Annotated in this window: 26 protein-coding genes; 15 read left to right on the top strand and 11 right to left on the bottom strand. The window is 72.3% G+C overall.

Annotation, left to right across the window (positions count from 1 at the left end; genetic code table 11):
• Positions 1-7 precede the first annotated feature (7 nt).
• Positions 8-673, top strand: a complete 666-nt coding sequence (locus tag ACIHCM_RS26905) for a CBS domain-containing protein (RefSeq protein WP_399900808.1) — start codon at positions 8-10, stop codon at positions 671-673.
• A gap of 46 nt (positions 674-719) precedes the next feature.
• Here ACIHCM_RS26905 and ACIHCM_RS26900 read toward each other — a convergent pair whose 3' ends face one another.
• The 8 genes from ACIHCM_RS26900 to ACIHCM_RS26865 form a co-directional block, all read right to left on the bottom strand.
• Entirely contained in the window at positions 720-1,364 is a 645-nt protein-coding gene (locus ACIHCM_RS26900; RefSeq protein WP_399900805.1) for a hypothetical protein, read from the bottom strand.
• Between the two features lie 101 nt (positions 1,365-1,465).
• The gene (locus ACIHCM_RS26895) at positions 1,466-3,064 is read right to left on the bottom strand and encodes a polyamine aminopropyltransferase (RefSeq protein ID WP_399900803.1); all 1,599 of its coding nucleotides are present in this window, start codon (positions 3,062-3,064) and stop codon (positions 1,466-1,468) included.
• A gap of 10 nt (positions 3,065-3,074) precedes the next feature.
• Positions 3,075-3,512: a DUF350 domain-containing protein gene (locus ACIHCM_RS26890; protein ID WP_365450312.1), complete on the bottom strand. Its 438-nt coding sequence runs from the start codon at positions 3,510-3,512 to the stop codon at positions 3,075-3,077.
• Positions 3,513-3,591: 79 nt separating this feature from the next.
• The gene (locus ACIHCM_RS26885; protein WP_399900799.1) at positions 3,592-3,990 is read right to left on the bottom strand and encodes a DUF4247 domain-containing protein; all 399 of its coding nucleotides are present in this window, start codon (positions 3,988-3,990) and stop codon (positions 3,592-3,594) included.
• Entirely contained in the window at positions 3,987-4,481 is a 495-nt protein-coding gene (locus tag ACIHCM_RS26880) for a DUF2617 family protein (protein ID WP_399900795.1), read from the bottom strand. Before ACIHCM_RS26880 ends, ACIHCM_RS26885 begins: the two co-directional genes overlap by 4 nt.
• 483 nt (positions 4,482-4,964) lie before the next feature.
• Positions 4,965-5,531 (bottom strand): hypothetical protein, encoded by a 567-nt coding sequence (locus ACIHCM_RS26875; RefSeq protein WP_399900860.1) that lies wholly within the window; start codon positions 5,529-5,531, stop codon positions 4,965-4,967.
• Positions 5,532-5,774: 243 nt separating this feature from the next.
• A complete protein-coding gene (locus tag ACIHCM_RS26870; RefSeq protein WP_399900793.1) occupies positions 5,775-6,239 on the bottom strand; it encodes an SRPBCC family protein in 465 nt (154 codons plus the stop codon).
• A gap of 133 nt (positions 6,240-6,372) precedes the next feature.
• A complete protein-coding gene (locus ACIHCM_RS26865; protein WP_393111291.1) occupies positions 6,373-6,615 on the bottom strand; it encodes a DUF6411 family protein in 243 nt (80 codons plus the stop codon).
• A gap of 227 nt (positions 6,616-6,842) precedes the next feature.
• On the opposite strand from ACIHCM_RS26865, the gene ACIHCM_RS26860 reads away from it, so the two are divergent.
• On the top strand, positions 6,843-7,133 hold the full coding sequence (locus tag ACIHCM_RS26860) for a zinc-ribbon domain-containing protein (RefSeq protein ID WP_399900791.1): 291 nt from the start codon (positions 6,843-6,845) through the stop codon (positions 7,131-7,133).
• Between the two features lie 50 nt (positions 7,134-7,183).
• Here the strand turns inward: ACIHCM_RS26860 and ACIHCM_RS26855 are convergent, their stop codons facing one another.
• Positions 7,184-7,576, bottom strand: coding sequence for a nuclear transport factor 2 family protein (locus tag ACIHCM_RS26855; protein ID WP_399900788.1), 393 nt, complete (start codon positions 7,574-7,576; stop codon positions 7,184-7,186).
• 133 nt (positions 7,577-7,709) lie between these two features.
• Between ACIHCM_RS26855 and ACIHCM_RS26850 the strand changes: the two genes are divergently transcribed.
• The 6 genes from ACIHCM_RS26850 to ACIHCM_RS26825 all read left to right on the top strand — a co-directional run bounded on the left by ACIHCM_RS26850 (position 7,710) and on the right by ACIHCM_RS26825 (position 14,712).
• A complete protein-coding gene (locus ACIHCM_RS26850; protein WP_399900785.1) occupies positions 7,710-8,273 on the top strand; it encodes a PadR family transcriptional regulator in 564 nt (187 codons plus the stop codon).
• 437 nt (positions 8,274-8,710) lie between these two features.
• Positions 8,711-9,166 (top strand): hypothetical protein, encoded by a 456-nt coding sequence (locus tag ACIHCM_RS26845; RefSeq protein WP_399900781.1) that lies wholly within the window; start codon positions 8,711-8,713, stop codon positions 9,164-9,166.
• A gap of 332 nt (positions 9,167-9,498) precedes the next feature.
• Positions 9,499-12,159 carry a LuxR C-terminal-related transcriptional regulator gene (locus ACIHCM_RS26840; protein WP_399900778.1) on the top strand — a complete coding sequence of 887 codons (2,661 nt, stop codon included), beginning with the start codon at positions 9,499-9,501 and terminating at the stop codon, positions 12,157-12,159.
• A gap of 87 nt (positions 12,160-12,246) precedes the next feature.
• A complete protein-coding gene (locus ACIHCM_RS26835) occupies positions 12,247-13,878 on the top strand; it encodes an MFS transporter (protein ID WP_399900775.1) in 1,632 nt (543 codons plus the stop codon).
• Positions 13,878-14,399 (top strand): hypothetical protein, encoded by a 522-nt coding sequence (locus ACIHCM_RS26830; protein ID WP_399900772.1) that lies wholly within the window; start codon positions 13,878-13,880, stop codon positions 14,397-14,399. Before ACIHCM_RS26835 ends, ACIHCM_RS26830 begins: the two co-directional genes overlap by 1 nt.
• A gap of 115 nt (positions 14,400-14,514) precedes the next feature.
• Positions 14,515-14,712 (top strand): hypothetical protein, encoded by a 198-nt coding sequence (locus ACIHCM_RS26825; RefSeq protein WP_393111227.1) that lies wholly within the window; start codon positions 14,515-14,517, stop codon positions 14,710-14,712.
• A 21-nt stretch (positions 14,713-14,733) separates the two neighbouring features.
• On the opposite strand, the gene ACIHCM_RS26820 is transcribed toward ACIHCM_RS26825, so the two are convergent.
• Positions 14,734-16,143, bottom strand: a complete 1,410-nt coding sequence (locus ACIHCM_RS26820) for a DUF2252 domain-containing protein (protein ID WP_399900769.1) — start codon at positions 16,141-16,143, stop codon at positions 14,734-14,736.
• Positions 16,140-16,688, bottom strand: coding sequence for a potassium channel family protein (locus tag ACIHCM_RS26815; protein ID WP_399900766.1), 549 nt, complete (start codon positions 16,686-16,688; stop codon positions 16,140-16,142). The genes ACIHCM_RS26820 and ACIHCM_RS26815 overlap by 4 nt, the downstream gene beginning before the upstream one ends.
• Positions 16,689-16,836: 148 nt before the next feature.
• Here ACIHCM_RS26815 and ACIHCM_RS26810 point away from each other — a divergent pair, with 148 nt between their 5' ends.
• From ACIHCM_RS26810 to ACIHCM_RS26780, 7 genes are all read left to right on the top strand, one after another.
• Positions 16,837-17,493: an HdeD family acid-resistance protein gene (locus ACIHCM_RS26810; protein WP_399900763.1), complete on the top strand. Its 657-nt coding sequence runs from the start codon at positions 16,837-16,839 to the stop codon at positions 17,491-17,493.
• A gap of 12 nt (positions 17,494-17,505) precedes the next feature.
• A complete protein-coding gene (locus tag ACIHCM_RS26805) occupies positions 17,506-18,870 on the top strand; it encodes a hypothetical protein (RefSeq protein ID WP_399900760.1) in 1,365 nt (454 codons plus the stop codon).
• Positions 18,871-18,947: 77 nt separating this feature from the next.
• Positions 18,948-19,400 (top strand): SHOCT domain-containing protein, encoded by a 453-nt coding sequence (locus ACIHCM_RS26800; protein WP_399900757.1) that lies wholly within the window; start codon positions 18,948-18,950, stop codon positions 19,398-19,400.
• A gap of 45 nt (positions 19,401-19,445) precedes the next feature.
• Positions 19,446-19,892: a hypothetical protein gene (locus ACIHCM_RS26795; RefSeq protein ID WP_399900754.1), complete on the top strand. Its 447-nt coding sequence runs from the start codon at positions 19,446-19,448 to the stop codon at positions 19,890-19,892.
• 324 nt (positions 19,893-20,216) lie between these two features.
• On the top strand, positions 20,217-21,185 hold the full coding sequence (locus ACIHCM_RS26790; RefSeq protein WP_399900751.1) for a RimK family alpha-L-glutamate ligase: 969 nt from the start codon (positions 20,217-20,219) through the stop codon (positions 21,183-21,185).
• A gap of 70 nt (positions 21,186-21,255) precedes the next feature.
• Positions 21,256-21,663, top strand: coding sequence for a luciferase family protein (locus ACIHCM_RS26785; RefSeq protein ID WP_399900749.1), 408 nt, complete (start codon positions 21,256-21,258; stop codon positions 21,661-21,663).
• 214 nt (positions 21,664-21,877) lie between these two features.
• On the top strand, positions 21,878-24,247 hold the full coding sequence (locus tag ACIHCM_RS26780) for a glycoside hydrolase family 65 protein (protein ID WP_399900746.1): 2,370 nt from the start codon (positions 21,878-21,880) through the stop codon (positions 24,245-24,247).
• Position 24,248 lies beyond the last annotated feature (1 nt).

The raw sequence follows: 24,248 nt of genomic DNA, 5'->3' as shown, positions 1-24,248 counted from the left end.
AATGACCATGCACGGTAACCCACGCATCGTGAGCGACGTCATGACGCACACCGCCGTGGCGGTCGGCCGCGACGCCCCCTTCAAGGACATCGTCGGGCTCATGGAGCAGTGGAAGGTCAGCGCGCTCCCCGTGCTGGAAGGCGAGGGCCGGGTGATCGGGGTCGTCTCCGAGGCCGACCTGCTGCCCAAGGAGGAGTTCCGCGACAGCGACCCCGACCGGCTCACCCAACTGCGGCGGCTGCCCGACCTGGCCAAGGCGGGCGGCGTGAAGGCGCAGGAGCTGATGAGCACCCCAGCCGTCACCGTCCACGCCGACGCCACCCTCGCCCAGGCGGCGCGCATCATGGCACAGCGTGGCGTCAAGCGGCTGCCGGTCGTCAACGCGGAAGGCATGCTCGAGGGCATCGTCAGCCGGGCGGACCTGCTCAAGGTCTTCCTGCGGTCGGACGAGGAACTCGCCGACGAAGTGCGTCGCGAAGTCGTGGCTCCCCTTTTCCCTGTCCCCGTCGAGCCCATCCGTGTGGAGGTGAACGACGGAGTCGTCACCCTCACCGGCCGCGTCAGGGACACGTCGCTCGTTCCTGTCGCGGCCCGCCTGGTCCGCGCTGTCGAGGGTGTGGTGGACGTCGAGTTCCACCTCACCCCCGGCTCGGCTCGAGATGAACCGCGGTGAGCACGGTCACGTGCGAGGGCGTAGCGGCGCGCTCGCGCCCTCTGCCTCAATCCATGGCCACCGTGGTCGTGACGCGTACGACGCACGGCTTCGAGGGGGTCGAACCGAAGCCGAAACGTACGGGGGGCTCCACGCGGGCGAGGGAGCCGAGGTTCTCGCCCTCGTAGGTGGCGGCAGCAGCGGTGATCCCGCGCAGGTCCTGAGCGCCGTACCACTCGCGGCGGCCGTCGCGGGCGCTGCCACGGGTGCGCACCCCCATCAGCCGGGCGGCCGGCGCCATGGCCGTGGCCCACGCCGGGCGGGCCGCGAGCGCGGGCGGCACCGCGCTGAGCAGACGCCCGAGGAAGCCACGGCGGCCGGCGGCGAACCGCAGGGTCAGCGACGCCGCCGTCACGGTCCACTCACCCCCGGCGACCTGCACCCGCACCGGGACGACCCGCACGTCGTCGAAGACATAGGTGGCGGCGACGAACCTCGCGATCTCCGGGGACGGCGCCATCAGGAGCCGCCTGCCGTCCGCCCGTTCGAGCATCACGTCGCTGAAGGGACCGAACGGCGACGCGGGCCAGTGCCCGACCACCACGCGGGTACCGGACGAGGTGCCGATCCCCGCGATCCAGCCGTCGAAGCGCAGCCGGACCCGGCGGGTGGTCCCGGCCGCCGGGTGAGCCGGTGGCTGATGTCCGTCCATGCGCGACCTCCGGGCCTGTGGCCGGGCGGGTCCGCTCCCGCCGATGCCGAGATGCCGAGTACCCGCGTCCTCCCAAGCCGTTCGGCAGCCCCGGCGGCCGATCAGTAGTTCTGCCACTCGTGCCGCGTGTACTCGAGCACCGCGGGATCCATCAGCGTGCTCGCCCGGACGTCCTGCGGGCGGCGGTCGACCGGGAAGACGGAGGCCGCCTCCAGCACGGCGTCGTCCAGGAACCGCAGTCGTGGCGGGGCCTCGGCCAGCCGCAGCGCCGGGGCGGGCCCGTCGGCGCCGGGGGTGGCGAGGACGAACCCCCAGTTGCCGAAGCTGGGCACGTCCACCTGGTACTCGGTGGTGCGGTAGCCGGCCTGCTCGATCGTGGTGGCGATGGACCAGTACGACTTGGGGGCGAAGAACGGGGAGCCCGCCTGCACCACGACCTGTCCCTCGGGGTTCAGCGCATGCCGCAGCAGGTGGTAGAACTCGACGCTGTACAGCTTGGCCAGCGCCGCGGTGTCCGGGTCCGGGAAGTCGATGACGACCGCGTCGTGGCGCCGTCCGGCGTCCCGCAGCCAGTTGAAGGCGTCGGCGTGCACGACGTCGACACGGGGGTCGCCGAAGGCGTCGCCGTTGAGCTCGGCGAGCGGCCCGAAGGTGCGCGCGAGCCGTGTCATCGCCGGGTCGAGATCGACCAGAGTGACCTTCTCCACGTCGTCGTAGCGCAGCACCTCACGCAGGGCGAGCCCGTCACCGCCGCCCAGGATCAGGACCGAGGAGCGCTTGCCCGCCAGTGCCGGGTGCACGAGTGCCTCGTGGTAGCGGTACTCGTCGACGGACGAGAACTGCAGGTCCCCGTTGAGGAACAACCGGGTGTCGGCACTGCCCGTGAACGCGGTGGACCGGGTGACGACGATGTCCTGGTACGGCGTGGTCTCGGCGTGGATGATCGGGTCCCGGTACAACTGCTGACGCGCCGTCACCTCGATGTCGTCCGCCAGCACGTAGACCGTGCCCAGCACGGCGAGCACCGCGGCGGCCCCCGCCAGCAGTGCCAGGCGCACGGCACGCCGGGTCTCCCGGCGGAAGATCCACAGCACGACGACGACCCCGGCCACGGCATTCACCGCGCCCACCACCAGCGCTCCCCGCAACTGCCCGAACGTGGGCAACAGCAGCAGGGGAAAGCACAGCCCGCCGACCAGCGCCCCCACATAGTCCGCGGCGAACATGTCGGCGACCGCGCTGCCCGCCTCCTGCCGCCTGATCCGCTGGAGCAGCGTCATCAGCAGCGGAATCTCCGCACCGATGAGCAGGCCGACAGCGAACGACATCGCCACCATGGCCGGCATGTAGATCCGCAGCCAGGCGAACGTGACGTACAGCAGGAGCACGGACAGGCCGCCGACGAGTGCCAGCGCTCCCTCCAGCAGGGCGAAGGCCCCGACGGCGCGCCGCTGCATGGGCTTGGCGGCCAGGGAACCGATCCCCATGGCGAAGACCATGACGGAGATGACCACGGAGGTCTGGGTCACGGAGTTGCCGATGAGGTAGCTGCCCAGCGCGGTCAGCGCCAGCTCGTAGACCAGACCGCAGGCGGCGCACACGAACACGGCGAGCAGGAGCAGGAAACGCGCCGCCCGCGAGTACCCCGCGGGCGGATGTGCGACGGCCGGATCCACGCGATCCACGGCGGTGGTACTCACGGTGCCGGATTCAGGAGACCGCGGCGCCGACCATGAAGGCGGTGCCTATGTACATGGCCGTCTGGACCCATGCGGCGGGGTGCGGGCGTCCGTCCTGGTCGTCGAGGACGGTGTGGCCGAGACGGCCCGGCGTCAGCAGCCCCACCACGCACGCGATGAGGGTCATCACGACGACCCCCGCCAGGCCGTACAGCAGGGTGCTGAACAGCCCGTACCCGAGGCCCTGTTCGGACTCGCTGGCCCGGATGGACTGGTCGATGACGAGGCCGATGGCGACGGTCTGGCCGGCGAGGAGGACGGCCGCGCCCCGGTTGCGCTCCGTCCAGACCACATGGACCAGCTTGCCGGGGGTGACGAGGTCGAGGGCGATGAACCCGACCGCCATCACCACGAAGCCGACCAGGCCGTAGAGCAGGGCAGTGCCTGCGGACTCGAAGATCTCTGCCACGGGGTGCCTTTCGAGGACTTCGGATGGGTGGACTGCGGTGGCTTGCGGTGCGTGCGGTGGTGGCGGTCGTCGCGGCGGGTCACTTGCCGGAGCCGGGGCCGCCGCCCCGGAACGAGTCGCTGTCGGGATCCGGCCACACCGAGCTCAGGTGCGGCCTCCAGCGGTGGTAGCCGGTGCGGTAGTCGTCCATCTCGATACGGCTGCCGCCCCGGTAGGGGCTGACCGCGACGATGTCGTCCCGGTAGCGCAGGAAGACCATGGAACCGCTGGTGGTGCGGTCCTGTGCCGAGGTGTGCTTGTCGATCTCGTTCGCGACCGTGTTCACCGAATCGGTCCGGTCGTAGTAACCCCCGCCGCCGGACCGGTACTCGGTGCGGATCCAGCTCGACGGAACGGCGTTGCCGCCGGAGTCGCCGGAACAGGCGGCGAGCGCCGCCGTGGCGAGGAAGAGGACGCCGATGCGTCGGGCGGTCTTCAACGGACCTCCAGCTGGGTGTGCGTCGCCACGATCGTGCGGCTCTGCGGATACGTGTGCCAGGTACGCCAGCTCGGGCCTGTGCCGCGCCACTCGACGGTCAGCGCGGTGACCGCCTCCGGAGAGCCGGGGAAGATTCCGCACAGCGCGTGAGGGTGTGCCTCCGCCCGGCCCCGGATGCTCGCCACCCGCGAGCGGAACTCGGCCGCGGCGAAGTGCCGGACGTGGGCGCCGAATCGGTAGTTCCAGCCGTCGGCCTCGTGCTCCGCCGTCTCCGGCAGGCCCCCGGCCTGGCCGGGCAGACAGGCCACGGTCTCCTGGATCGGACCCGCGAAGACCTGGTGCGAGGCCCCCAGCAGCCTGAGCTGCACAGCGAGCCCGCCGACCGTCACGTCCCGCACGGCGAGCGCGGTGTACGGGGGATGGCCGAGTGCGAACGACAACTGGTCGGCGTCGGTGTCGAGATACGGCGCCGCGAGGGCTATGCCACTCATCCGGGACAACCCCGGCACATGACCCACGCCCCCGCGACGGAGCGCGCACAGCGCAGCTTCAACGAAAGATCCCCCGAGTTGGACCATGCAGAATGCGGCCGAGTATGGCACACGGGCCTCGGGCCGCGCGGTGGGGGCGGGGGCGGGGGCGTGCGACCCGGTGCCGGCCCGGGCACGCGCGCACGGCACCGGTCGCGGGTCTCGGGCCGTCAGGCGGCTCATGCCGGACGGCTGCTGTCCGAGGAGGTCGGGCACCGCGCGTGCGGGAACCGCGCCGCGCGGACGGCGGCACGGGCGTCCTCGTCGTGCGTCCTCGTCGTCGTGCACGAAGGGATTGCCGAGTGCGCGAAGCGATTGCCGGCGCCGTACCCGCCGCGGTCAACGAGACGGGCAGACGGATGGCGCCGGTGCGAAGCTCGCCCCGCTCGTGGAGCCGGGCGAGCTTCGACGGCACCGGGGAACGCTGCGGCGACCCGTCGCCCGTCAGCGGGTCCCGTTCCAGTTGTGCGCCACGTCCACCACGACCCGGTCGCTCAGCACCAGGACCCTGAAGGGCAGCCGCGCCCGCAGTCCGAGCCCTACCTGGGTGTCGCCCTCGAAGCTGCCGGCGAACCGCGCGTCCCTGAAGGTGCGGTATCCGGTGAGGTCCACGCCCGGCAGCGGGCGCCCCGCGCGGGCGGGATACGTCGGCTCGCCGGTCTCGGGGTCGTATGCCGGTGCCGTGACACGTACTTCGAGGATCGCGCCGCCGCGCACCGGTATGACGTTGCCCGATCCGTCCTGGCGGAGCTGGTCGACGTAGCCGACCCAGTAACCGAGTCCGCTGGTGCCCGCACCGGGGACGTCGACGACCATCCGGTCGTAGCAGGCCTGACGGCCGGTCCTGATGTTCGTGACCGACTCCGTCGTGCTGGTGGTGCGCGTCTCGGGCGTGCTGCCCCAGCCGGTCGGGCACGCCGTCGCCGGGGCGGCGGCGGCCGAGGCGGCGGGTGCGGCGGCGGGTGCGGCGGCCTGAGCCGGTGCGGCCGCCACCGCCGAGGTGGCGCCCATCAGTGCGAGCGCCACCCACACGGTTCGCTTCGCGGTCGTCTTCGTTGCCCTGTTTCGCGCCATTGCGGCCCCCAAGGTGTGCATGTCGGTGATATTCGCTATGACACCTGGAGCGACGAGAAGGTTGCACCGGCCGATCACCCATTGTCATGCTTTGCGGCTGTCGCGCCGTGTGACAGCCGCAGGCCCCCGAGGGTGCCCGTGCGTCAGGACACAGGCTCTCGGGGGCCGGGCCGCCGGGGGTCAGGAGGGGCCGGGCTTGATGCGGCCGCGCCAGCCTCCGGACTCGCCTCCGCGGTGCTCGATGTAGTCCTTGAAGCGCCGCATGTCGCCCTTGACGCGCCGGTCGATGACACCGGCCATGTCCGCGGTCTTCTCCGCGGCGCCTGTGGGTTCGACATCCATGACCAGTTCCACGCGGGTGTGCGTGTCATCCACGCGCTGGAAGCGGACGGAGCCCTTCTGGTGGGTGTCACCCGAGGTGGTGCGCCAGGTGATCCGTTCGTCGGGGAGCTGGTCGACGATCTCGGTGTCGAACTCCCGGCGTACCCCGCCGATCTTGGTGGTCCAGTGGTTGTGGCGGTCGTCGAGCTGCCTGACCTCCTCGACGCCCTCCATGAACTGGGGGAACTCCTCGAACTGCGTCCACTGGTTGTAGGCGGTGTGCAGAGGGACCTCGACCTCCACGGCTTCCTTGACCGTGCTCATGTCCGACCTCCTTGGCGATCGTGTGCGACAGGCGGTGGGCCTGCCGTGCGGATCTCGGCACGTGCGGCGAGTACCCGATGAGGGCGGGTCAACAGCACGGAGCGGCACATCGTGCTGCCGGCCGGTCTTCCGCTCAGAACGGCATGCGCCCGCGCGCCCGGCGGCCCGCCGAACCGCTGCGTCCGAGCGCCCGCGAACTGGACCGGAAGGGCTTGCTGAAGAGCCGGCCCAGCGGCCCTGGCGCCTTCGAACCGGCGCGCGACCCGAAACCGAGGGTGCGCTGAGCGCCGTTCTGCGGATGCCTGGACAGGCGGGGGAGGAGGAAAGCGAGGGCGGCGAGCACCACGCAGGCGACTATGATGCCGGCGATCATCATGAGGATCTCCCTGGTCACGATTTTGCGGTCACCACACCGCGTGCCCCGATCCGGCGTGAACACGCACCGTGCGCGGGGTGTGCGCACCGCGCCGCCGGTCTGGCGGGTGCCACCCGGACCGGCGTTTGGCCCCGTGCATCGGTGTGTACGAGGCTGTGTCCCGTGAGCGCTCCGCGCCCCTCGCCGGCTCGCCGCCGGCAGACGCCGCACCGGGAAGGAACGACCGAGTGATCATCTTCGGCACCAAGGGATACCTCTACCAGCTCGCGATACTCACGCTGCTGTGCGGCCGCTGCGGCAACCCCGCCGCGCACACGCTCAGGAAGCGCGTCACCAAGTTCACCCTGTTCTTCGTGCCGTTGTTCCCGTTCTCGACCAAGTACGCGACCCAGTGCACGTTCTGCGGTGCGGAACAGCGGGTGACCAAGGAGCAGGCGGAACAGTTGCAGGCGCAGGCGGCGGGTGGGCAGGGCGACCGGCCTTACGGGCAGCCGCAGCAGCAGCCGTACCGGTCCTGAGGCCGGCGCCCTGCCCGCGGACGCCCCCTCCAGGGCGTCCGGACGCCGTGTCAGGTCCCGGCCGCCTCCCGCGCGATGGCGTCGAAGCGGGCGCCCATCGCCTCGGCCAGGGCCTTCGCGGCCGACAGCGGCCGGACCATGACCATGAGTTCCTCGATCTTCCCGGAGTCGTCCACACGCAGGAAGTCACAGCCCTGAAGGTGCTTCCCGCCGACCGTCGCGGTGAACACGAGGGCGTGGTCGCGGGCGCCGGGGGCGCCGATCTCCCGTTCGTAGGTGAAGTCCTCGAAGACCTCGGCGACGGCGCGCAGGATCGCGGCGGTGATGGCCTTGCCGGTGTACGGCTTGAAGACGACGGGGCTGGTGAAGACGACGTCGTCGGCCAGCAAGGCCTCCACGGCGTCCATGTCCTTGCGTTCGACCGCCTGACGGAAGGGATGCATCGGGCTCACCTCGGGCATACGAATAGTCAACGAATTGAATAGGTCGCCGTGAGGCTACGGGGGCGGCGTCCGGCTTGTCCAGGGTCCGCACAGTCAATTCGTTGACTGGTCAACGCGGTGCTAGCTTGGCGCGATGGCATTGCGCAACGCGGTGATGGCCGCGCTTCTGGAGGGTGAGGCGTCCGGCTACGACCTCGCGAAAGGGTTCGACGCGTCCGTCGCCAACTTCTGGATGGCCACCCCTCAGCAGCTCTACCGCGAGCTGGACCGCATGGAGAGCGAGGGCCTTGTCGCGGCCCGCGTGGTCGAGCAGGAGCGGCGCCCCAACAAACGGCTCTTCTCGCTCACCGAGGCCGGACTCGAGGCCGTGCGGGCCTACGTCGCCGAGCCGCCCGCGCGGCCGACCGCGATCCGCGACGAGCTGCTGGTCAAGGTGCAATGCGCGGACGTCGGTGACACGGAGGCCGTGCGCGCGGCGGTCACCGAACGCCGGGAGTGGGCCAAGGCCAAGCTCGCCCGCTACGAGCGGACCCGGCAGCGGTTGCTGGACGGGCGCACGGAGGAGGAGTACTTCGCGCACGCCGAGCGGATCGGACCGTATCTGACGCTGCTGCGGGGGATGTCCTTCGAGCGGGAGAACCTGCGTTGGTGCGAACTGGCGCTGCGACGGCTGGAGCAGCGCGCGGCGATGCGCTGAGGCTCGGGGGGCGGCGACGCGCTGATTGCGGGGCCGGCCGGCCGGGGCCCGGCCGCTGTGTGGACCGTGGAAGTGCCGCCTGCCCGGTCCGGGGAACAGGCGTGCGCGGTCCGGGGGTTCGGTATCGGCGGGGTGGGAACCCGGCCCGGGCGCAGGGTGTCGAGTGCTCCGGCCGGACGGTGCGGGAACGTGCCGGGGCGCCGGGGTGGCCGGACCGCCGGTCCCGGGGCGCCCCACGTCGTACGGGACGTCGTACGGGCGCGCGTCGGTGACTGCCCGGTGGCAGACATGCGCACGGCCACGCCGTCCGGGACGGGACGGGATCACCGGTGTTGCGGGGGCACGCCTCCACATCGCCCGCGCGTGCCTCCGGCGCACGGCGGCACGACGGCGGTGGCCGGTGAGGACGGACGACGGGAAGGGACGGAAGACCGCTGATGAAGATCGGTCTGGCACTGAGCGAACTGCATGACGCCGAGGTGGAGCTGGTGCGCACCCTGCTGCGTACGGCGGAGCACCACAGGTCCGCCCACGACGTCCACCACCTCGCCCTCGACCTGGCCGCCTGGTCCCGCCGCCATCTGCGCGAGCTGGCCGCCGTCGGCGGGCGCTACGGCGTCGACCTCGTCCAGGACCAGGAGCCCGCGCACGGACGGCACGCCCAGGACGGCGAGCCGGACGCGGGCCTGCTCCTGCTGCGCGACCTGCGCGAGGTCCACGTCCGGGCGTCGGAGGTCTCCCTGGACTGGGAGCTGCTCGCCCAGGCGGCCCAGGCGACCGGCGACGAAGGGCTCCTGGACCTCGTACGGCAGTGTCATCCCGACACCCTGCGCCAGCTGCGCTGGGCGAACGCCCACCTCAAGGACAACACGCCCCAGGTGCTGGGGGATTGAGGCGTCCGGTCACGGCTGTGCACCCGGTCGGCCAGGAGCAGGCCTTCGACGCTCCCACCCACTCCTGGCCCTTGCTCATACGCCCTGTGCGACGACAGCGGCGCGGGCGAGAACGCCGTGCGTCGGCGGCGTCGACATGACCGGTCTCCCGTGCTCCTCGGCAGGCGGCGCCACGACCGGTGGGCCGGGCACATGGGTCGCCCCGCCCGCCGCGCCCCGTCTGCGCATGCAGGCCCGTCGGAAGCCTGGGATCCTGAATCCGGCTGTGCTGCCCAGGCCACCTGACGAACCGACGACCGCCTGATGAACGAACCGCCTGACGAACGACGGTGGTGATCGCCTTGAAGGTGAGCCACTACGAGGCCGGGGAGCCGGCAGGCCGACGCGTTGACCCGGCCGGGGTCCCGTTCCTGCGTACCCGGCTGGCCCCGCCGACCGGACCTGCCACGTTCCTGCGCCGTGAGCGGCTGCTCCAGCGCCTGGACCAGGCGACACCGGCGCCGTTGACCATGGTCAACGGACCTGCCGGTGCGGGAAAGACTCTGCTGGTGGCCGACTGGGCCGCCGCACAGGAACCGCCGATCGCCTGGCTGACCTGCGACGAGACCGACCGGGCCCCCGGCGTTTTCTGGGCGTACGTGCTGGAGGCCCTGCGCGGCGCCGGGGTGCCGGTGCCGGCCGAGGTGGGCGCCCCCGCTGAGGCGAGCCGCGTGGAACCCGGGCTGCTGGCCCGCCTCGCGGTCGGCCTCGACGGCGTCGAGCACCCCGTGGTCCTCGTCCTCGACGAGTACGACCGCGTGAGCGCTCCCGAGGTCGCGGAACAGCTGCGCTTCCTGCTCGACCACGCCGACCGCCGGCTGCGGCTGGTCCTCGTCACCCGCACGGAGCCGCTGCTGCCGCTGCACCGGTACCGGGCATCAGGCCGGATGACGGAGATCCGCAACGCCGACCTTGCCTTCACACCCGAGGAGGCTGCGGAGCTTCTGGCCTCACACGGGCTGTCCCTGCCCGCGGGCGGCGTGAAGGCGCTGGTGCAGCGGACCCAGGGCTGGGCCGCGGGTCTGCGGCTGTGCGCCCTTGCCGCCCAGCAGAGCCCTGACCCGGAGACGTACGTCAAGGAGTTCGAGGCCGGGCGCAGTACGGTGGCGGACTTCCTGCTGGCCGAAGTGCTGGACAGACTGGCGCCCGAGCGACAGGACCTGCTGCTGCGGGTCAGCGTCCTGGACCGGTTCTGCCCGGACCTCGTCAACGCGTTGACGCTGCGCTCCGATGCGGAGCCGACGCTGGCGGCGCTGCACCGGGAGAATGCCTTCCTCCAGCATCTGGGCCGCTCGTGGTACTGCCTGCACCCGCTGTTCGCGGAGATCCTCCGGGCCCATCTGCGAGAGCGTGCGCCCGGGCTGGAGCCCGAAATCCGCCGCCGGGCCGCGCGGTGGCTGCGCCGGTCCGGGACGCTGCCCGAGGCACTCGCCCAGGGTGCCGCCGCGGACGACTGGGAGTTCGCCGCCGGTGCACTGGTGGACGACTTGGCGATGGGACAGCTCTTCACCGGCCTGCGCGCGCAGGATTTCTCCGGCCTGTTCGGGCGGATCAGTCCCGAGGCGGCAGGCCCGGCCGCGGATCTCGTCCGCGCGGCCCTCGAGCTGGCCCACAGCGATCTCCGGCACGGTCTGTTCCACCTGGACCGTGCCGGGCGGGCGCTGGCCGGACACGACCTCGACTCGGGGGCGGCCCGGCTCAGCCGCGCCCTGCTGGAGGCCCTGGCCGCGCGGCTGACCGGCGCGCCGGTCAGGGCGGAGGAGGCGGTGCGGGCGGCGGAGGAAGCCAGGCAGGACGTTCCCGTGCAGCAGCTGGAAGCGCACCCGGAACTCACCGCACTGCTGCTGACGCACCTCGGCTCCGCCCGGCTGTGGGCCGGCCGGTTCGATGCCGCGCGTGCCGCCCTGAACGCCGTCGCGGGATGTGCGGGCGGAGCGTCGACGGCACTGGCACGCCTGGAGTCGGTGAGCCACCTCGCGCTGATCGACCACCTGCAGGGCTGGCCCGGCCGGGCGGAACGCAAGGCCCAGGCGGCGGCGGCCGAAGCGGAACGCCACGGCCTCACCCCGGAGGTCGGCTCCGGCGTCGGCCGACTGGTCCTGGCCGCCGTGGCGGTCGACCGCGATGAACTGGACAGGGCCGAGGCGCTCGTCAAGGAGGCCGGCGACCCCGACCGCGGGTGCCGCGATCCGGTGACAGCGGCGGTCCAGGCCATCGCGCGGGGCCGTCTGCTGCTGGCAAGAGGGGACGCGCGTGCCGCCCTGGAGACGGCGGACCCCGTCGTGGCCGCCGTCGCCCCCTCACCCTGGCTGCGGGATCAGACCGCCCTCATGACCTCCGCGGCTCACCTCGCGCTGGGCGACCCGGAGCTGGCTCTGCGCGATCTGGAACGCGCCTCGGATGCCCGGACGGCGTGCGCCGTCCAGGCCGCGCGGGCATGGCTGGCGGTGGGCCGGATCGACGAGGCCCGACGCCTGGTCGACCACCTGCCCGGCGAGGACCGGCCCGGTCCGGCGGTGACGGTACGGGCCACTCTGGTGCGCGCCCAGGCCGCCCACCAGGCCGGGGACACCGGAGCCGCCCGGCGTCTCGTGGCCCGCGCCCTCCTCGACGCCCGCCGCGAGCAGCTGCGCAGGCCGTTCCTGGAGGCCGGGCCATGGATCCGGTCCCTGCTGGGCGCGGACCCGCTGCGGGAGCTGACCTACGGCTGGCTCACCCCGGGCCCCGGCGGCGACTCCGCCCGGCCCCCCGGGCTGGTCGTGGAGGAGCTGAGCGCACGCGAGCGTGACGTGCTGCGCCGGCTGGCCCGGATGATGTCGACGGAGGAGATCGCCGCGGACCTCCAGGTGTCCGTGAACACGGTGAAGACCCATCTCAAGAGCGCCTACCGCAAACTCGGGGTCAACCGGCGTGGCGAGGCGGTGCGCCGCGCCCGCGACCTGCGGCTGTTGTGAACCGGGGACGGTCCGCCGCGCTCTTCCCGCCCCGCCTCGCCCGCGCAGGGTGAGGCGCGCGCCGTCATCGATTGCTGCGATGTAGCCGTGAAGCACTGGCGTGCACTGATGGTCCTCGGTACGGCACAGTTCCTGATGGTGCTGGACACCTCCGTGATGAACGTGTCCATCAGCCGGCTGGTCGAGGACTTCGACACCGAGGTCACCGCCATCCAGGCCGTCATCACGTTGTACGCCCTGGTCATGGCCGCCTTCATGGTCCTTGGCGGCCGACTCGGGGACGTCCTGGGCCGCCGCCGCGTCTTCCTCGTCGGGATGGCCGTCTACGGTACGGGCTCGGCCCTCACCGCCGTGGCACCCACCCTGGGGGTCCTGGTGCTGGGCTGGTCCGTGATCGAAGGGATCGGCGCGGCCATGGTGCTGCCGTCCATGGCCGCGCTCGTCGCGGAGTCCTACCGCGGACGAGACCGCCCGATCGCCTACGGCGTCGTCGGGGGCCTCGCCGGTGCGGGAATCGCGGTGGGTCCGCTGCTCGGCGGGTGGGTGACGACCTACCTCACCTGGCGCCTGGTCTTCGCCGGCGAGGTCGTCGTCGTGCTGGTGGTGCTGTGCTTCCACCGGGCGATCCCGAGGACCGCCGCCGACGGCCGGCGACCTCGGCTGGACCTCGTCGGCGCGGCACTGTCGGCGGCCGGGCTCGGGCTGAGTGTGCTCGGGGTGTTGCAGAGCGGAACCTGGGGATGGGTGCAGCCGCGCAATCCCCCGTTCACGGTCCTGGGCTTCGCACCCACGCTGTTCGTGATCGCTGCCGGGGCGGTCGTCCTCGCCCTCTTCCGTGCCTGGGAGCGGCGCCGGGCCGCGCACGGCGAGGACCCCCTGGTGCACCTCTCACTGCTCTCCCGGCCGCCGCTGAGATCGGGTCTGACGACCTTGCTGAGCCAGAACCTGATCCTCCTCGGCCTGTTCTTCGCCATTCCGCTGTACCTGCAGGTGGTGCAGGGCTTCGACGCCTTCGAGACGGGACTGCGCCTGCTGCCGGTCTCGGTCACCATGCTGGTGACCTCGCTGGGGGCCGCCCGGCTGGGCCGCAGGTACGGCGCCCGCAGGGTCGTCCGGCTGGCTCTGGCGACGCTGCTGGTGGCCGTCGTGTGGTTGCTGGCGGCCATCGACCCCGTCATCGACGACGCCCAGTTCTTCGCGGCCATGGCCGTCCTCGGTGTCGGCATGGGCCTGCTCGCCTCGCAACTCGGCAATGTCGTGCAGTCCACTGCGGGGGAAGAGGAGCGCAGCGAGGTCGGAGGCCTGCAGTTCACCGCCCAGAACCTCGGTTCGGCGCTCGGCACGGCCCTGATCGGTTCCCTCCTCGTCGGCGCCCTGGCACAGGCCTTCACGACGCAGGTCGCGGACGACCCCCGGCTGTCGGAGCAGGTCCGCCGGCAGACCGGCATCGCCCTGGAGGCCGGCATCAGCTTCGTCCCGGCCGACCAGGTGCGCTCGGCCGCCGAGCGGGCCGGCTTCCCGCCGGCGGAGATCGAGGCGCTCACCGACTCCTACGAGCAGGCGCAGCTCGCCGGCCTGAGGGCGGCCATCCTCGCCGCCGGCGGAGTCACCCTGGCGAGCTTCCTGGCCACGCGCCATCTGCCGGGCGCCAAAACCGTGCGCGACGGCACGGGAGCGACACCGGAACCAGGACCGGCCGCACCGGAACGGAGACCTTGATGCCCGGGACGCGCCGCACGTCCGCCCGGGCCGCGCGCTCGGCCGAGCGGCGGGCGCACGCCGACTACACGGGCGGTGTCTACGGATCGATGCTGGCCACCTCCGTCGTGGTCGGCGCCGGCACGTTCGGCGCGTTCCCACGGGTGGAGCTGGCGGTGCTGCTGCTGCTCACGGGCGTGGTGTTCTGGATCGCGCACGTCCATGCCCAGCTGTTCGGGGCGCGCCTGGCCCAGCAGCCGCTGGACCGCCGGGTGGTCCGGCACGTCTGCCGTGACGAGTGGCCGATCCTCAAGGCCGCCGTCCCGCCCGCCGCGGCGGTGGCGCTCAGCCCGCTGCTGGGCCTGGACGTGCAGGGCGCGGTGTGGCTGGCGCTCGGCGTCGCGCTGGCCGGGCAGGTGGGCTGGACGGTGGCCGCCGCCCACCGGGCCGGCGCGAGCCCGCGCATGGTGGCCGGCGCCGCGGTGGTGAACCTCGTGATCGGCATGCTGATCGTCGCCTTCAAGCTCGCGGTGACCCACTGACGCCGCGAACCCGCCAGGTCACCTGCACGGGGTGAGGCCGCGCGGGACATGGGGGCGCAGGATCGCAGGGTGGCCGCAGTCGGCCCGATGGAAGTCGCCCGCGGGAGAACAGCCCATGCGCTATGAGATCCGCGTCGACGGACAGGTGTCGGAGACGCTGACCGCCTCCTTCCCCGAACTGGAGCACGTGGTGATGGCCGGTCAGACGGTCTTCTACGGTCCGGTCGTGGACGAGGCGCACCTGTACGGGCTGCTGGCCCGCTTCCAGGCGCTGGGGCTGACCGTGGTGGAGATGCGCCGGCTGGCGGAGTGAGGCTCAGACGCCTTCGGCCGCTCAGACGCCTTCGGCCGTGACGCGGCCCGACCGGACGGCGGCCTTGAGCGCCTCGAAGTCCCGCTCGTTGCGGTCGGCGTAGGACTGGGCGAACTCCGTGAGCGCGCGCTCGAATCGGGCGCTGCCACCCAGATAGGCGGCGATGGCGACGGGATCCCCCGAGCGCGCGTGGGCGCGGGCGAGCGAACCGCCGCACAGCCCGCCGAACTGCGTCAGCAGGGCCGGGTCCATGGTTTCCGGGCGGGCGATCCCCTTCCAGTCGCGCAGCTGACGGATGTAGAAGTCACGGTCCCGGCCGTCGAGCCCGACCGTGTGGGTCCAGCCGAGGAAGATGTCGCTGGACGTCTGGATGAGGCGTTGCCCCGCCACGACGCGTCGGCCCTGGTTGTCCCAGGGCTCGCCGCCCGTGTACGGGGCGAGCACCGACTCCTGGGCCTCCTTCGCCTGGAGCAGCAGGGGGTCGTCGTCGTCCCGGCCGAGCAGCAGGGCGATCCAGCAGCGGGTGCCGACGCTTCCGACACCCACCACCTTGCGGGCCACGTCCACGAGCCGGTAGCGGCGCAGCAGATGCCGGCGCTCGGAGGAGAGGCTGTGCGCGTAGGCGTCCAGCAACGCGCCCAGCTCCTGGGCCTGGGCCTCCTCGCCCGTGCCCGGCACCAGGTCGCGCAGCGGTGTGATGAGCGGCGGGTCCGGTGCGATGCGGCGGCCCTGAGCCGTGGCCCGGGTGAGCTGCTCGAAGGCCTGGAGGTGGGTGCGGGTACGTGCCTTCGCCGTGGCCCGGTCGGTGCGCCGCCGGGCCTCCCGGCTCATCGGCGCGTCCAGCAGCGCGCGCAGATGGCCGACGTCGTCCTGGGCGTACCAGACGTCGAGCGTCCCCATGCCGGCGAACGCGCGCATCCGCTTCCGGTACGCCCGGACGCACGCGTCCACCGCGCGGTTCTGCTCCCCGGTGGAGAAGCCGTTGGCCCGCGCGGCGATCACGAGACTCGCCGCCAGGCGTTTCACATCCCACTCGAAGGGCCCGGCCAAGGTCTCGTCGAAGTCGTTGATGTCGAACACCAGATGCCGCTCGGGAGAGGCCAGCAGCCGGAAGTTCAGCAGGTGGGCGTCGCCGCACAACTGCACGGTCAGTCCGGTCCCGGGCAGCGGGCCGAGGTCCATCGCCATGATCGCCGCCGCGCCGCGGTAGAAGCGGAACGGGGATTCGAGCATGCGGCTGTACCGGACCGGCACCAGCTCCTGGACCCGGGTGGCGGACTGGCGCTCCAGCACGCCGACGGGGTCGGGCCGCTGCGGATCCGTCTCGAACCAGCCGTGGCACGAACGCGAGGCACGTGCGCGTGCCTGCCTGCCGTACGCGGCCCGCTCAGCCACGGTCGGGGGGTACGCCGGCGCGCTGGGCAAGGTCATGGTCGTTCTCCTCCCACGTCGTCCGTCGCGCTGCCGCGCCGCTGCTGGAGCCCCGCCTGCACCGCGCTCGCCACCACCCGGGCGGCGACGCCCACCAGCAGCAGCCCGCCCGCCATCTGGAGCATCGTCAGGACGCGTCCGGACTGGGAGCGGGCGGTGATGTCGCCGTACCCCACGGTGCTGAACGTGGTGAGAGCGAAGTACAAGGCGTCCGTCCTGGTCAGCGGCTCGCTGAAGGCCGCGGGAAAGGACCGGCCCAGCAGGTAGTAGGCGCTGGCGAAGAGCAGCAGGAACAGCGGAACGGTGGCGGCCAGCGCCTCCACGGCCTTCAGCCGCGGATGGGCGGAGCGTGCGATCGTGCGGACCTCCCAGAAGAAGACCACCATGACCGCCAGCAGGCCGCACACCAGCCAGGCCACGGTGTCCGCCGTGACGCCCTCCAGGGGCAGCAGGAAGTACGTGGTCACCAGACCGGCCGTGATGGCGGTCGCTCTGGCGAACACCAGGAACGCCACCCGGCGGCCGGGACGCGACGGACTGCTCATCTCCGCTCCGTTCCGCCGGGAACCGGTGCACCGCTCCAGCATCACCCTCGGCACACGGCGCCGCCCGCGGATCACCCGTCCTGGGTGATCCGCGGCCCCGGCGGGCGGCGCGAGGCTGGCCCGGTGCGCGACACCGCCAGGAGGAGCCATGACCGTTCCCCGTGAACCGGCCTCGCCGGCATCAGGACCCTCGGCCTCGACGGGCAGTACGGCCCCGGGAGCCGACCCCGCCGAGACGCTGGCCCGGCTCGGCGGGTCGTGGACATGGCTGCTGGGCTCGGCGCTGGCGACGCTGGTGCCCGGCATCATCCTGCTGGCCTGGCCCAACGGGACGCTTCACGTCCTGGCCGTGCTCGTCGGGCTGTATCTGCTGGTGATCGGCGGCTTCAGGTTCGTCGCCGTCTTCGCCCAGGAACGTGGCGAACGGCTGCCGGGGCTGCTGCTCGCGGTGCTCTACGTGCTCGCGGGGGTGCTGTGTCTGCGCAACCCGCTCCAGACGATCGCGGCACTGTCGCTGATCGTCGGGATCGTCTGGCTCGTCACCGGCATGCTGACCGCCTACGCGGCCCTCGCCACCAAGGCCCTGCCCCACCGTGGCGTCCTCTTCGGCGCCGGAGCGCTCGGGATCGTCGCGGGCGTCGTCGTACTGGCCCTGCCGGCCGAGTCCGCCGTCGCCCTGACCCGGTTGCTCGGCCTGTGGCTGGTGCTCCTCGGAGTGGTCGAGCTGGCGGTCGCCTTCGCCTGGCGGGCCGCCCTGCGCAGGGCGGTCGCGGACCACAGCGCCGATCCACCGGCGGCGGCGTGAGGAGGAGACCCCATGGCCGAGACCCCCGCACCACCCTCACCCTCCGGCGGCGACGCGGACAACCGGATCACCCTGACCGCCGAGGAGCAGGCCGAATACCGTCGGCTCCGACGCGCCGCCGCCGTGCGCCACCGCAAAGCCCGCTACACCGGCGCCTCCGTCCTGCTGCTGATCGCCCTCCTGCTGGCCCCCCTGGCCGTGGTCGCGACCTGGCTGGACGAGGAGGTCGCCGACACCGACCGGTACGTCGAGACCGTGGCGCCGCTGGGCTCGGACCCGGCGGTGCAGTCGGCCGTCACCGGCAAGCTGACCGACCGGGTCGTGGCCGAGGTGAACGTCGAAGCGGTCACCCAATGGCTGGGGAAGGCGCTCGCCGACGCCGGGGCGCCGCCGGCCGTCGTGGACCGCTCCGACGCGCTCACCGGTCCGCTGCGCGCCGCCGTCAGTGACGTGGTGCACCGGGTCGTCAACCGTGTGATCACCAGCGATGTCTTCGAGCAGGCATGGGTGGCCGCCAACCGGCGTGCCCACACGGCGATGGTGAACGTCCTGACCGGCAGCCAGAGCGGAGCCGTGCGCGCCGAACAGGACAAGGTCGTCCTGGACCTGGGGGCCGTGGTCGACGAGGTGAAGAAGCGGCTCGTCGACGCCGGCTTCGAGAAGGCCTCGGCCATCCCCGCGCCGGACCGGCAGATCACCCTCTTCGAGGCCGACAAACTGCCCCAGGCGCAGGCCGGCCTGCGGGTGCTGGACATCGTCGGCCTGTGGCTGCCCGTACTGACCGTGCTGCTCGCCGCCCTCGCCGTCTGGACCGCTCCCGCACACCGCGTGATGCTGCTGGTCACGGCCCTGGGCGTCGGCCTGATGATGGTCCTTCTGCTGGTGGCCCTGGCGGTGATGCGCCGGCTGTATCTGGACGCCGTACCCGCGTCGACGCTGCCGGCCGACGCCGCCCAGGCGATCTACGACACCTTCGTGCGCTTCCTGCGCGACAGCACGCTGACCCTGCTCGTCGTCGCCGTGATCACCGCGCTCGCCGCCTACCTGTACGGTCCGGGGCGCGTGGCCCGTGGTGTGCGCGGCCTGGCGGCGCGCGGCACCACCGCGGCCGGTCACGGGCTGCGGCGCCTGGGGCTGCGTACCGGGGCTGCCGGTCAGTGGCTGCAAACGCATCGTTCGTGGACCACCGGCGTCGTCATCGCGGGCGGTGTCCTCGCCCTGCTGCTGTGGAACCACCCCACGGTCGGGGCCGTCGCCCTGGTCCTCGGCCTGGTCCTGCTGGTCCTCGTCGTACTGGCGATCCTCGCGGCGGCGGGCGGCACTGGCCGGCCCGCGAGCCGTGCCCCCCAGCCCCGAGGGATCACCCCCGCCGGGTGAGGCCGACCCGTCCCACCCTGCGCAGTCTGGATCAGCGGGCGACGCCCGCCGGGCCCTGCTCCGAACGGAGACGACAGATGAGCACCCAGATGTATCTCGCCTACGACTATCCCCTCCTCAGCATGTTCTGGACACTGCTGTGGTTCTTCCTGTGGATCATGTGGTTCATCCTGCTCTTCCGCATCATCGGCGACATCTTCCGCGACGACAGCCTCAGCGGCTGGGGCAAGACGGGCTGGCTGGTGTTCGTCATCGTGCTGCCGTTCCTCGGCGTGTTCATCTACCTCATCGCCCGCGGCAAGGACATGGGCGGCCGAGAGGTGAAGCACGCCCAGGCGCAGCAACGGGCCTTCGACGACTACATCCGGGAGACGGCCGGCGGCGCCGGCCGCCCCAGCAGCGCCGAAGAACTCGCCAAGCTGTCCGAGATCCGCGCCCGTGGCGACATCACGGACGAGGAGTTCCGCCGCGCCAAGGAGCTCGTCCTGGCCGACCACGGCCCCTCCGCCGGTTCCGGCACCGCCACCTGAGCCGGCCCCCCACCAAGCACACAGGACAAGGAAACGAGGCAGAACATGACCGGCACACACACGCCAGGTACGCACACGGCGCGGCAGCAGTGGGCCGCGGGAGTGATGGTCTTCGGCGCCGTCCTGCTCCTGCTCGCCGGAATACTCGCCATCTTCCGCGGCATCATGGCGATCGCCCAGGACGACGTCTTCGTCACGACACCGAACTACGTCTTCGCGTTCGACCTCACCGGCTGGGGCTGGATCCACCTGATCCTCGGAGCGGTCGCCGTACTCGTCAGCGTCGGCCTGTTCCAGGCGGCGACCTGGGCACGGATCGGCGGCGTGACGATCGCCGGGCTCATCATCATCGCCAACTTCCTCTCGCTGCCCTACTCCCCGGTGTGGTCCGTCCTGATGATCGCGTTCTCCGGGTTCGTCATCTGGGCGCTGTGCGTCGCCCGCAAGGACGCCTTCGGCGAACCGCTCGACCGCGCACCGCGTGACGTGTGAGGCGGACGGGAACGCTCACCGGCACGTCCACTGCGAGCCGGCACCACCTGCTGCGGCCGGCGCCGTCCGCCAGGCGCACGCGAGGGGGCGGACGGCGCAGGGACGGGAGCAGGCACCGGGCACGTATGCGCCCTGTTACGGCGTTCCGCCCTGCGCCTACAGTGTGGCGCCCCGGTCCGCGCCGGGTTTTCGGCACGGCGGAGCCCGCAGAGCGAAGGGCACCGGCGACCACCCGCGCGACCGGCATCACCCCGTGAGTTCGCTCGGGCCGCGCGACCGAGTGTGCGCGGCACCGTTGCGCGTCGAGAACCGCTGGAGGTCGCCGTGTCCCACCCGTGCATCGCCCTGATCACCGACCCCACCTCGCCCGAGGGCTGCGCCGCGTTCCTCGCCCGCGCGGTGGAACTCCTCACCGGCACCGCGCCGGTCCGCATCGACTCCCGGCACTTCGCGACCGGCGGCACCGGGCGCGGCGTCCCCGCCGGGGACGGCTTACGGCTGCACGTCCCCGGCGAGCAACTCGACCTGGTGCCCGACATCATCGTGCTCTACGAGATCCCGCCGCACCGCCGCCACGAACTCGCCGCCTTCCAGCGCCTCCTCGAACACCACGACGTGGTCACCCTCGGCACCGGCGTCGCCGCCTGGCGGACCGCCACCGAGAAGGACCTCACCGTCGAGCGCTTCCGGCGGGACGGCATCGCCCACATGGAGACCGTCGTGCTGTCCCGGCCCGGCGTGAGCGACGCGCTGGCCGCGTTCGACAAGCTCGGCCGGGACACCTGGGCCAGGCCCGTCGTCGGCACCGGCGGCGGTGACACCTTCCACCTGACCACCGAGGACGGGGTGGAGCGGGCCACCGCCTTCTACGCCGACCGCGGCACCGACTGGCTGCTGTCGCGGGACGCGGGCAACTTCACCGCCGGCGGCGCCCGCCACCAGTTCCGCGTCTTCGTCCTCGGCGGCCGCGTCATCCACGCCCGCGAGCACATCCAGCCCGATACGGACACCCCCTGCAACACCTGCCAGGGCGCCACCGCCGTCCCCATCGCCCCGGCCGACCTGCCGCCGCGCCTGGCCCAGCTGGCGGTCACCGCCACCGCGTCGGTCGGGCTGCCCTTCGCCGGTGTCGACCTCGCCATCGAGAACGGCGGGGTGGTCTTCGAGGTGAACGTGCAGCCGGCCTTCATCGACGGCGAGGTCGAGACGGCGGCCGTGCCCTACATCGAGGCCCATCTCAACGCCCTGGCGGCGGCCCGCAGGGCACGCCCGGCACGGCGGCTGCCCGCGTGAGATCCTCACACCTGGGTTACGAAGTGTCCAACCACTGGTATCCGTGGGGTGATGCGGTGACGATGGAGACATGACTCTGGCCCAGCGCGCCCTGGAGCAACTGGAAACCTGGCCCGACCTCACGGCGGGACCGGCCAGTTGCGGCACGGGGCGGGCAGTTCGCTCCGCTCGCAACGAGATCGCCCACTTCCACACGGCTCACGACGTGGACCTGCACCTGACCGGCCGGGCCATCGGGCGGTTCGCCCAGGAGCTCACCGTCTCCACGGCGGTCCGGCTGGTGCCCGGCTCCCGGTGGGTGACCGTGCACCTCGACTGCGACACGGACGTCGACGTACTGCTGAGCCTGGTGAGCGTCGCGCTCCACGCCCACCAGGACGGGCCGCCGGAGCAGCCCGCCTCGCCCGCCGGGTGCAACTTCCACCGGGTCACGGTGCTGCGCCGCGACCCGGCCGGGGTGCCGCAGCCGGCCTGCTAGGGCCTGTCGTCCGGGTACGCCGCGGACGCGGGTCTGACACACGCGTCCGCCGGCCGGGTGCGCCGTCCCGGGTCCCGTTTCCGGCGCCGTTCCCGCTCGTCACCGGCGTGGGCCGTGCCTCGGGACAAGGTGCCGGGGAGAGACTGCTTCCGCACGGTGCCGAGACGGCCGTACCCGGTCTCGGCGAGCCGCCTGCTGCGGGAGGAGCACCGAGGTGACGGGCTGGACCTGGGAGTACGAGGGATACGAGCCGGCCGACGAGCGGTTGCGTGAGTCGCTGTGCACACTCGGCAACGGCTACTTCGCCTCTCGTGGCGCACTGCCGGAGTGCTCCGCGGACGACGTGCACTACCCGGGGACCTATGTGGCCGGCTGCTACAACCGGCTCACGTCCGACGTGGCCGGACGCAGGGTCGAGAACGAGGACATGGTCAACCTGCCCAACTGGCTGCAACTGCGCTTCCGGCTGCGCGGCCGCCCCTGGCTCACCCCGGACACCGCGAGCGTCCTCGAACACCGGCTGATCCTGCACCTGTCCTCGGGTGTGCTGGAGCGGCTGACCCGGTTCGCGCTCGGCAACGGGCGAGCCCTGACGGTACGCCAGCAGCGGCTGGTGCACATGGCCGACCCGCATCTGGCCGCACTGCGCACCGAGTTCACCACCGACGGCTTCTCCGGCGAACTGCACGTCGAGGCCGCCCTCGACGGCGGCGTCCGCAACGCCGGAGTGGCCCGCTACCGGGACCTGGACGGCCTGCACCTCACCCACGAGCACGCGGGAACCGCCGAACACGACACGGTGTGGCTGCGCTGCCGCACCCGCACCTCCGACATCCGCATCGGTATGGCGTCCCGGCTCACCGCCGACGCTCCCGTCACCGCCCGGCACGTCCGCCCCCGCACCACCCAGCGCATCCGGCTGCACCTGGAGTCCGGCCGCACCGCCACGGTCGACAAGACCGTCGCCCTGCACACCTCACGCGACCCGGCGATCAGCGACCCGCTGCACGCCGCCGTCGCCCGGGTGGGACGCGCCCCCGGATTCGACGAGCTGCTGCGCAGTCACCGCACCGCCTGGGCGCAGCTGTGGCGCCGCGCCGACCTCGACGTCGCCGGTGAGGCCGGCGGCATCCTGCGGCTGCACCTGTTCCACGTGCTGCAGACGCTGTCCCCGCACACCGCCGACCTCGACGTGGGGGTGCCCGCGCGCGGGCTGCACGGCGAGGCCTACCGCGGGCATGTCTTCTGGGACGAGCTGTTCGTCCTGCCCTTCCTCAATCTGCACTTCCCCGAGGTCTCCCGGGCCCTGCTGCGCTACCGGCACCGGCGCCTGGAACAGGCCTGCACCGCCGCCCTGAACGCCGGCCGCCGGGGCGCGATGTACCCGTGGCAGAGCGGCAGCGACGGCCGTGAGGAGACCCAGCAGCTGCACCTCAACCCGCGCTCGGGCCGCTGGCTGCCGGACCACTCCCATCTCCAGTACCATGTCGGCTCGGCGATCGCGTACAACATCTGGCAGTACTGCGAGGCCAGCGGCGACATCGAGTTCCGGCACACCAGGGCCGCCGAGATGCTGCTGCAGATCGCCCGCTTCTGGGCCGACGCGGCCCGCTACGACAAGACCCTCGGCCGCTACCGCATCCGGGGCGTGGTCGGCCCCGACGAGTACCACGACGCCTATCCGGGCGCCGAGCAGCCCGGCCTGGACGACAACGCCTACACCAACGTCACCGCCTCCTGGGTGCTCACCCGCACGCTGGAGCTGCTGCACGGCCTGCCGGAGCCACGGCGCCGCGAGCTCGCCGAGCGCACCGGCCTGGACGACGCCGAACTCGCCGAGTGGGAGGAGGTCTCCCGCGCCCTGCACGTGCCCTTCCACGAGGGCGTCATCAGCCAGTTCGACGGCTACGGCGCCCTCGCCGAGCTCGACTGGCACCACTACCGCAGGGAGTACGGCGACATCCGCCGGCTGGACCGGATCCTGGAGGCCGAGGGCGACACCGTCAACCGCTACCAGGCCTCCAAGCAGGCCGACGTCCTGATGCTCGGCTACCTGTTCTCGCCGGCCGAACTGCACGGCCTGTTCGCCCGGTTGGGGCTTCGCCTAGACGAGGAGACCTGGCGGCGCACCGTCGACCACTACCTCCATCGCACCAGCCACGGCTCCACCCTCAGCGGCCTGGTGCACGGCTGGGTCCTCACCCGGGCCCGGCGCGCCGAGGCCTGGCAGTTCGTGCAGGAGGCGCTGCGCGGCGACATCGCCGACGTGCAGGGCGGCACCACCGGCGAAGGCATCCACCTCGGGGCGATGGCCGGCACCCTCGACCTCGTCCAGCGCGGACTCACGGGCCTGGAGACCCGCGAGGGCGCACTGTGGCTGGACCCGGTGCCGCTGCCGGAGCTCTCCTCCTACGGCTTCTCCCTGCGCTACCAGAACAACTGGGGCGTCCGGCTCCGCCTGCGCCACGGCCGCCTGGAGGTGACCGTGCCGTCGTCCGACGCGACCCCCGTCGACGTCCGTCTGCCGGACCGGGCCGTGCGCCTGGAGCCCGGGGAGAGAGGGCGGCTGGTGCTGCCGGAATGAG

The organism is Streptomyces sp. NPDC052023, assembly GCF_044548465.1.
Taxonomy (GTDB): domain Bacteria; phylum Actinomycetota; class Actinomycetes; order Streptomycetales; family Streptomycetaceae; genus Streptomyces.
Note: the sequence above shows the minus strand (reverse complement) of the source record. Positions and strands in the feature narration are given on the sequence as shown.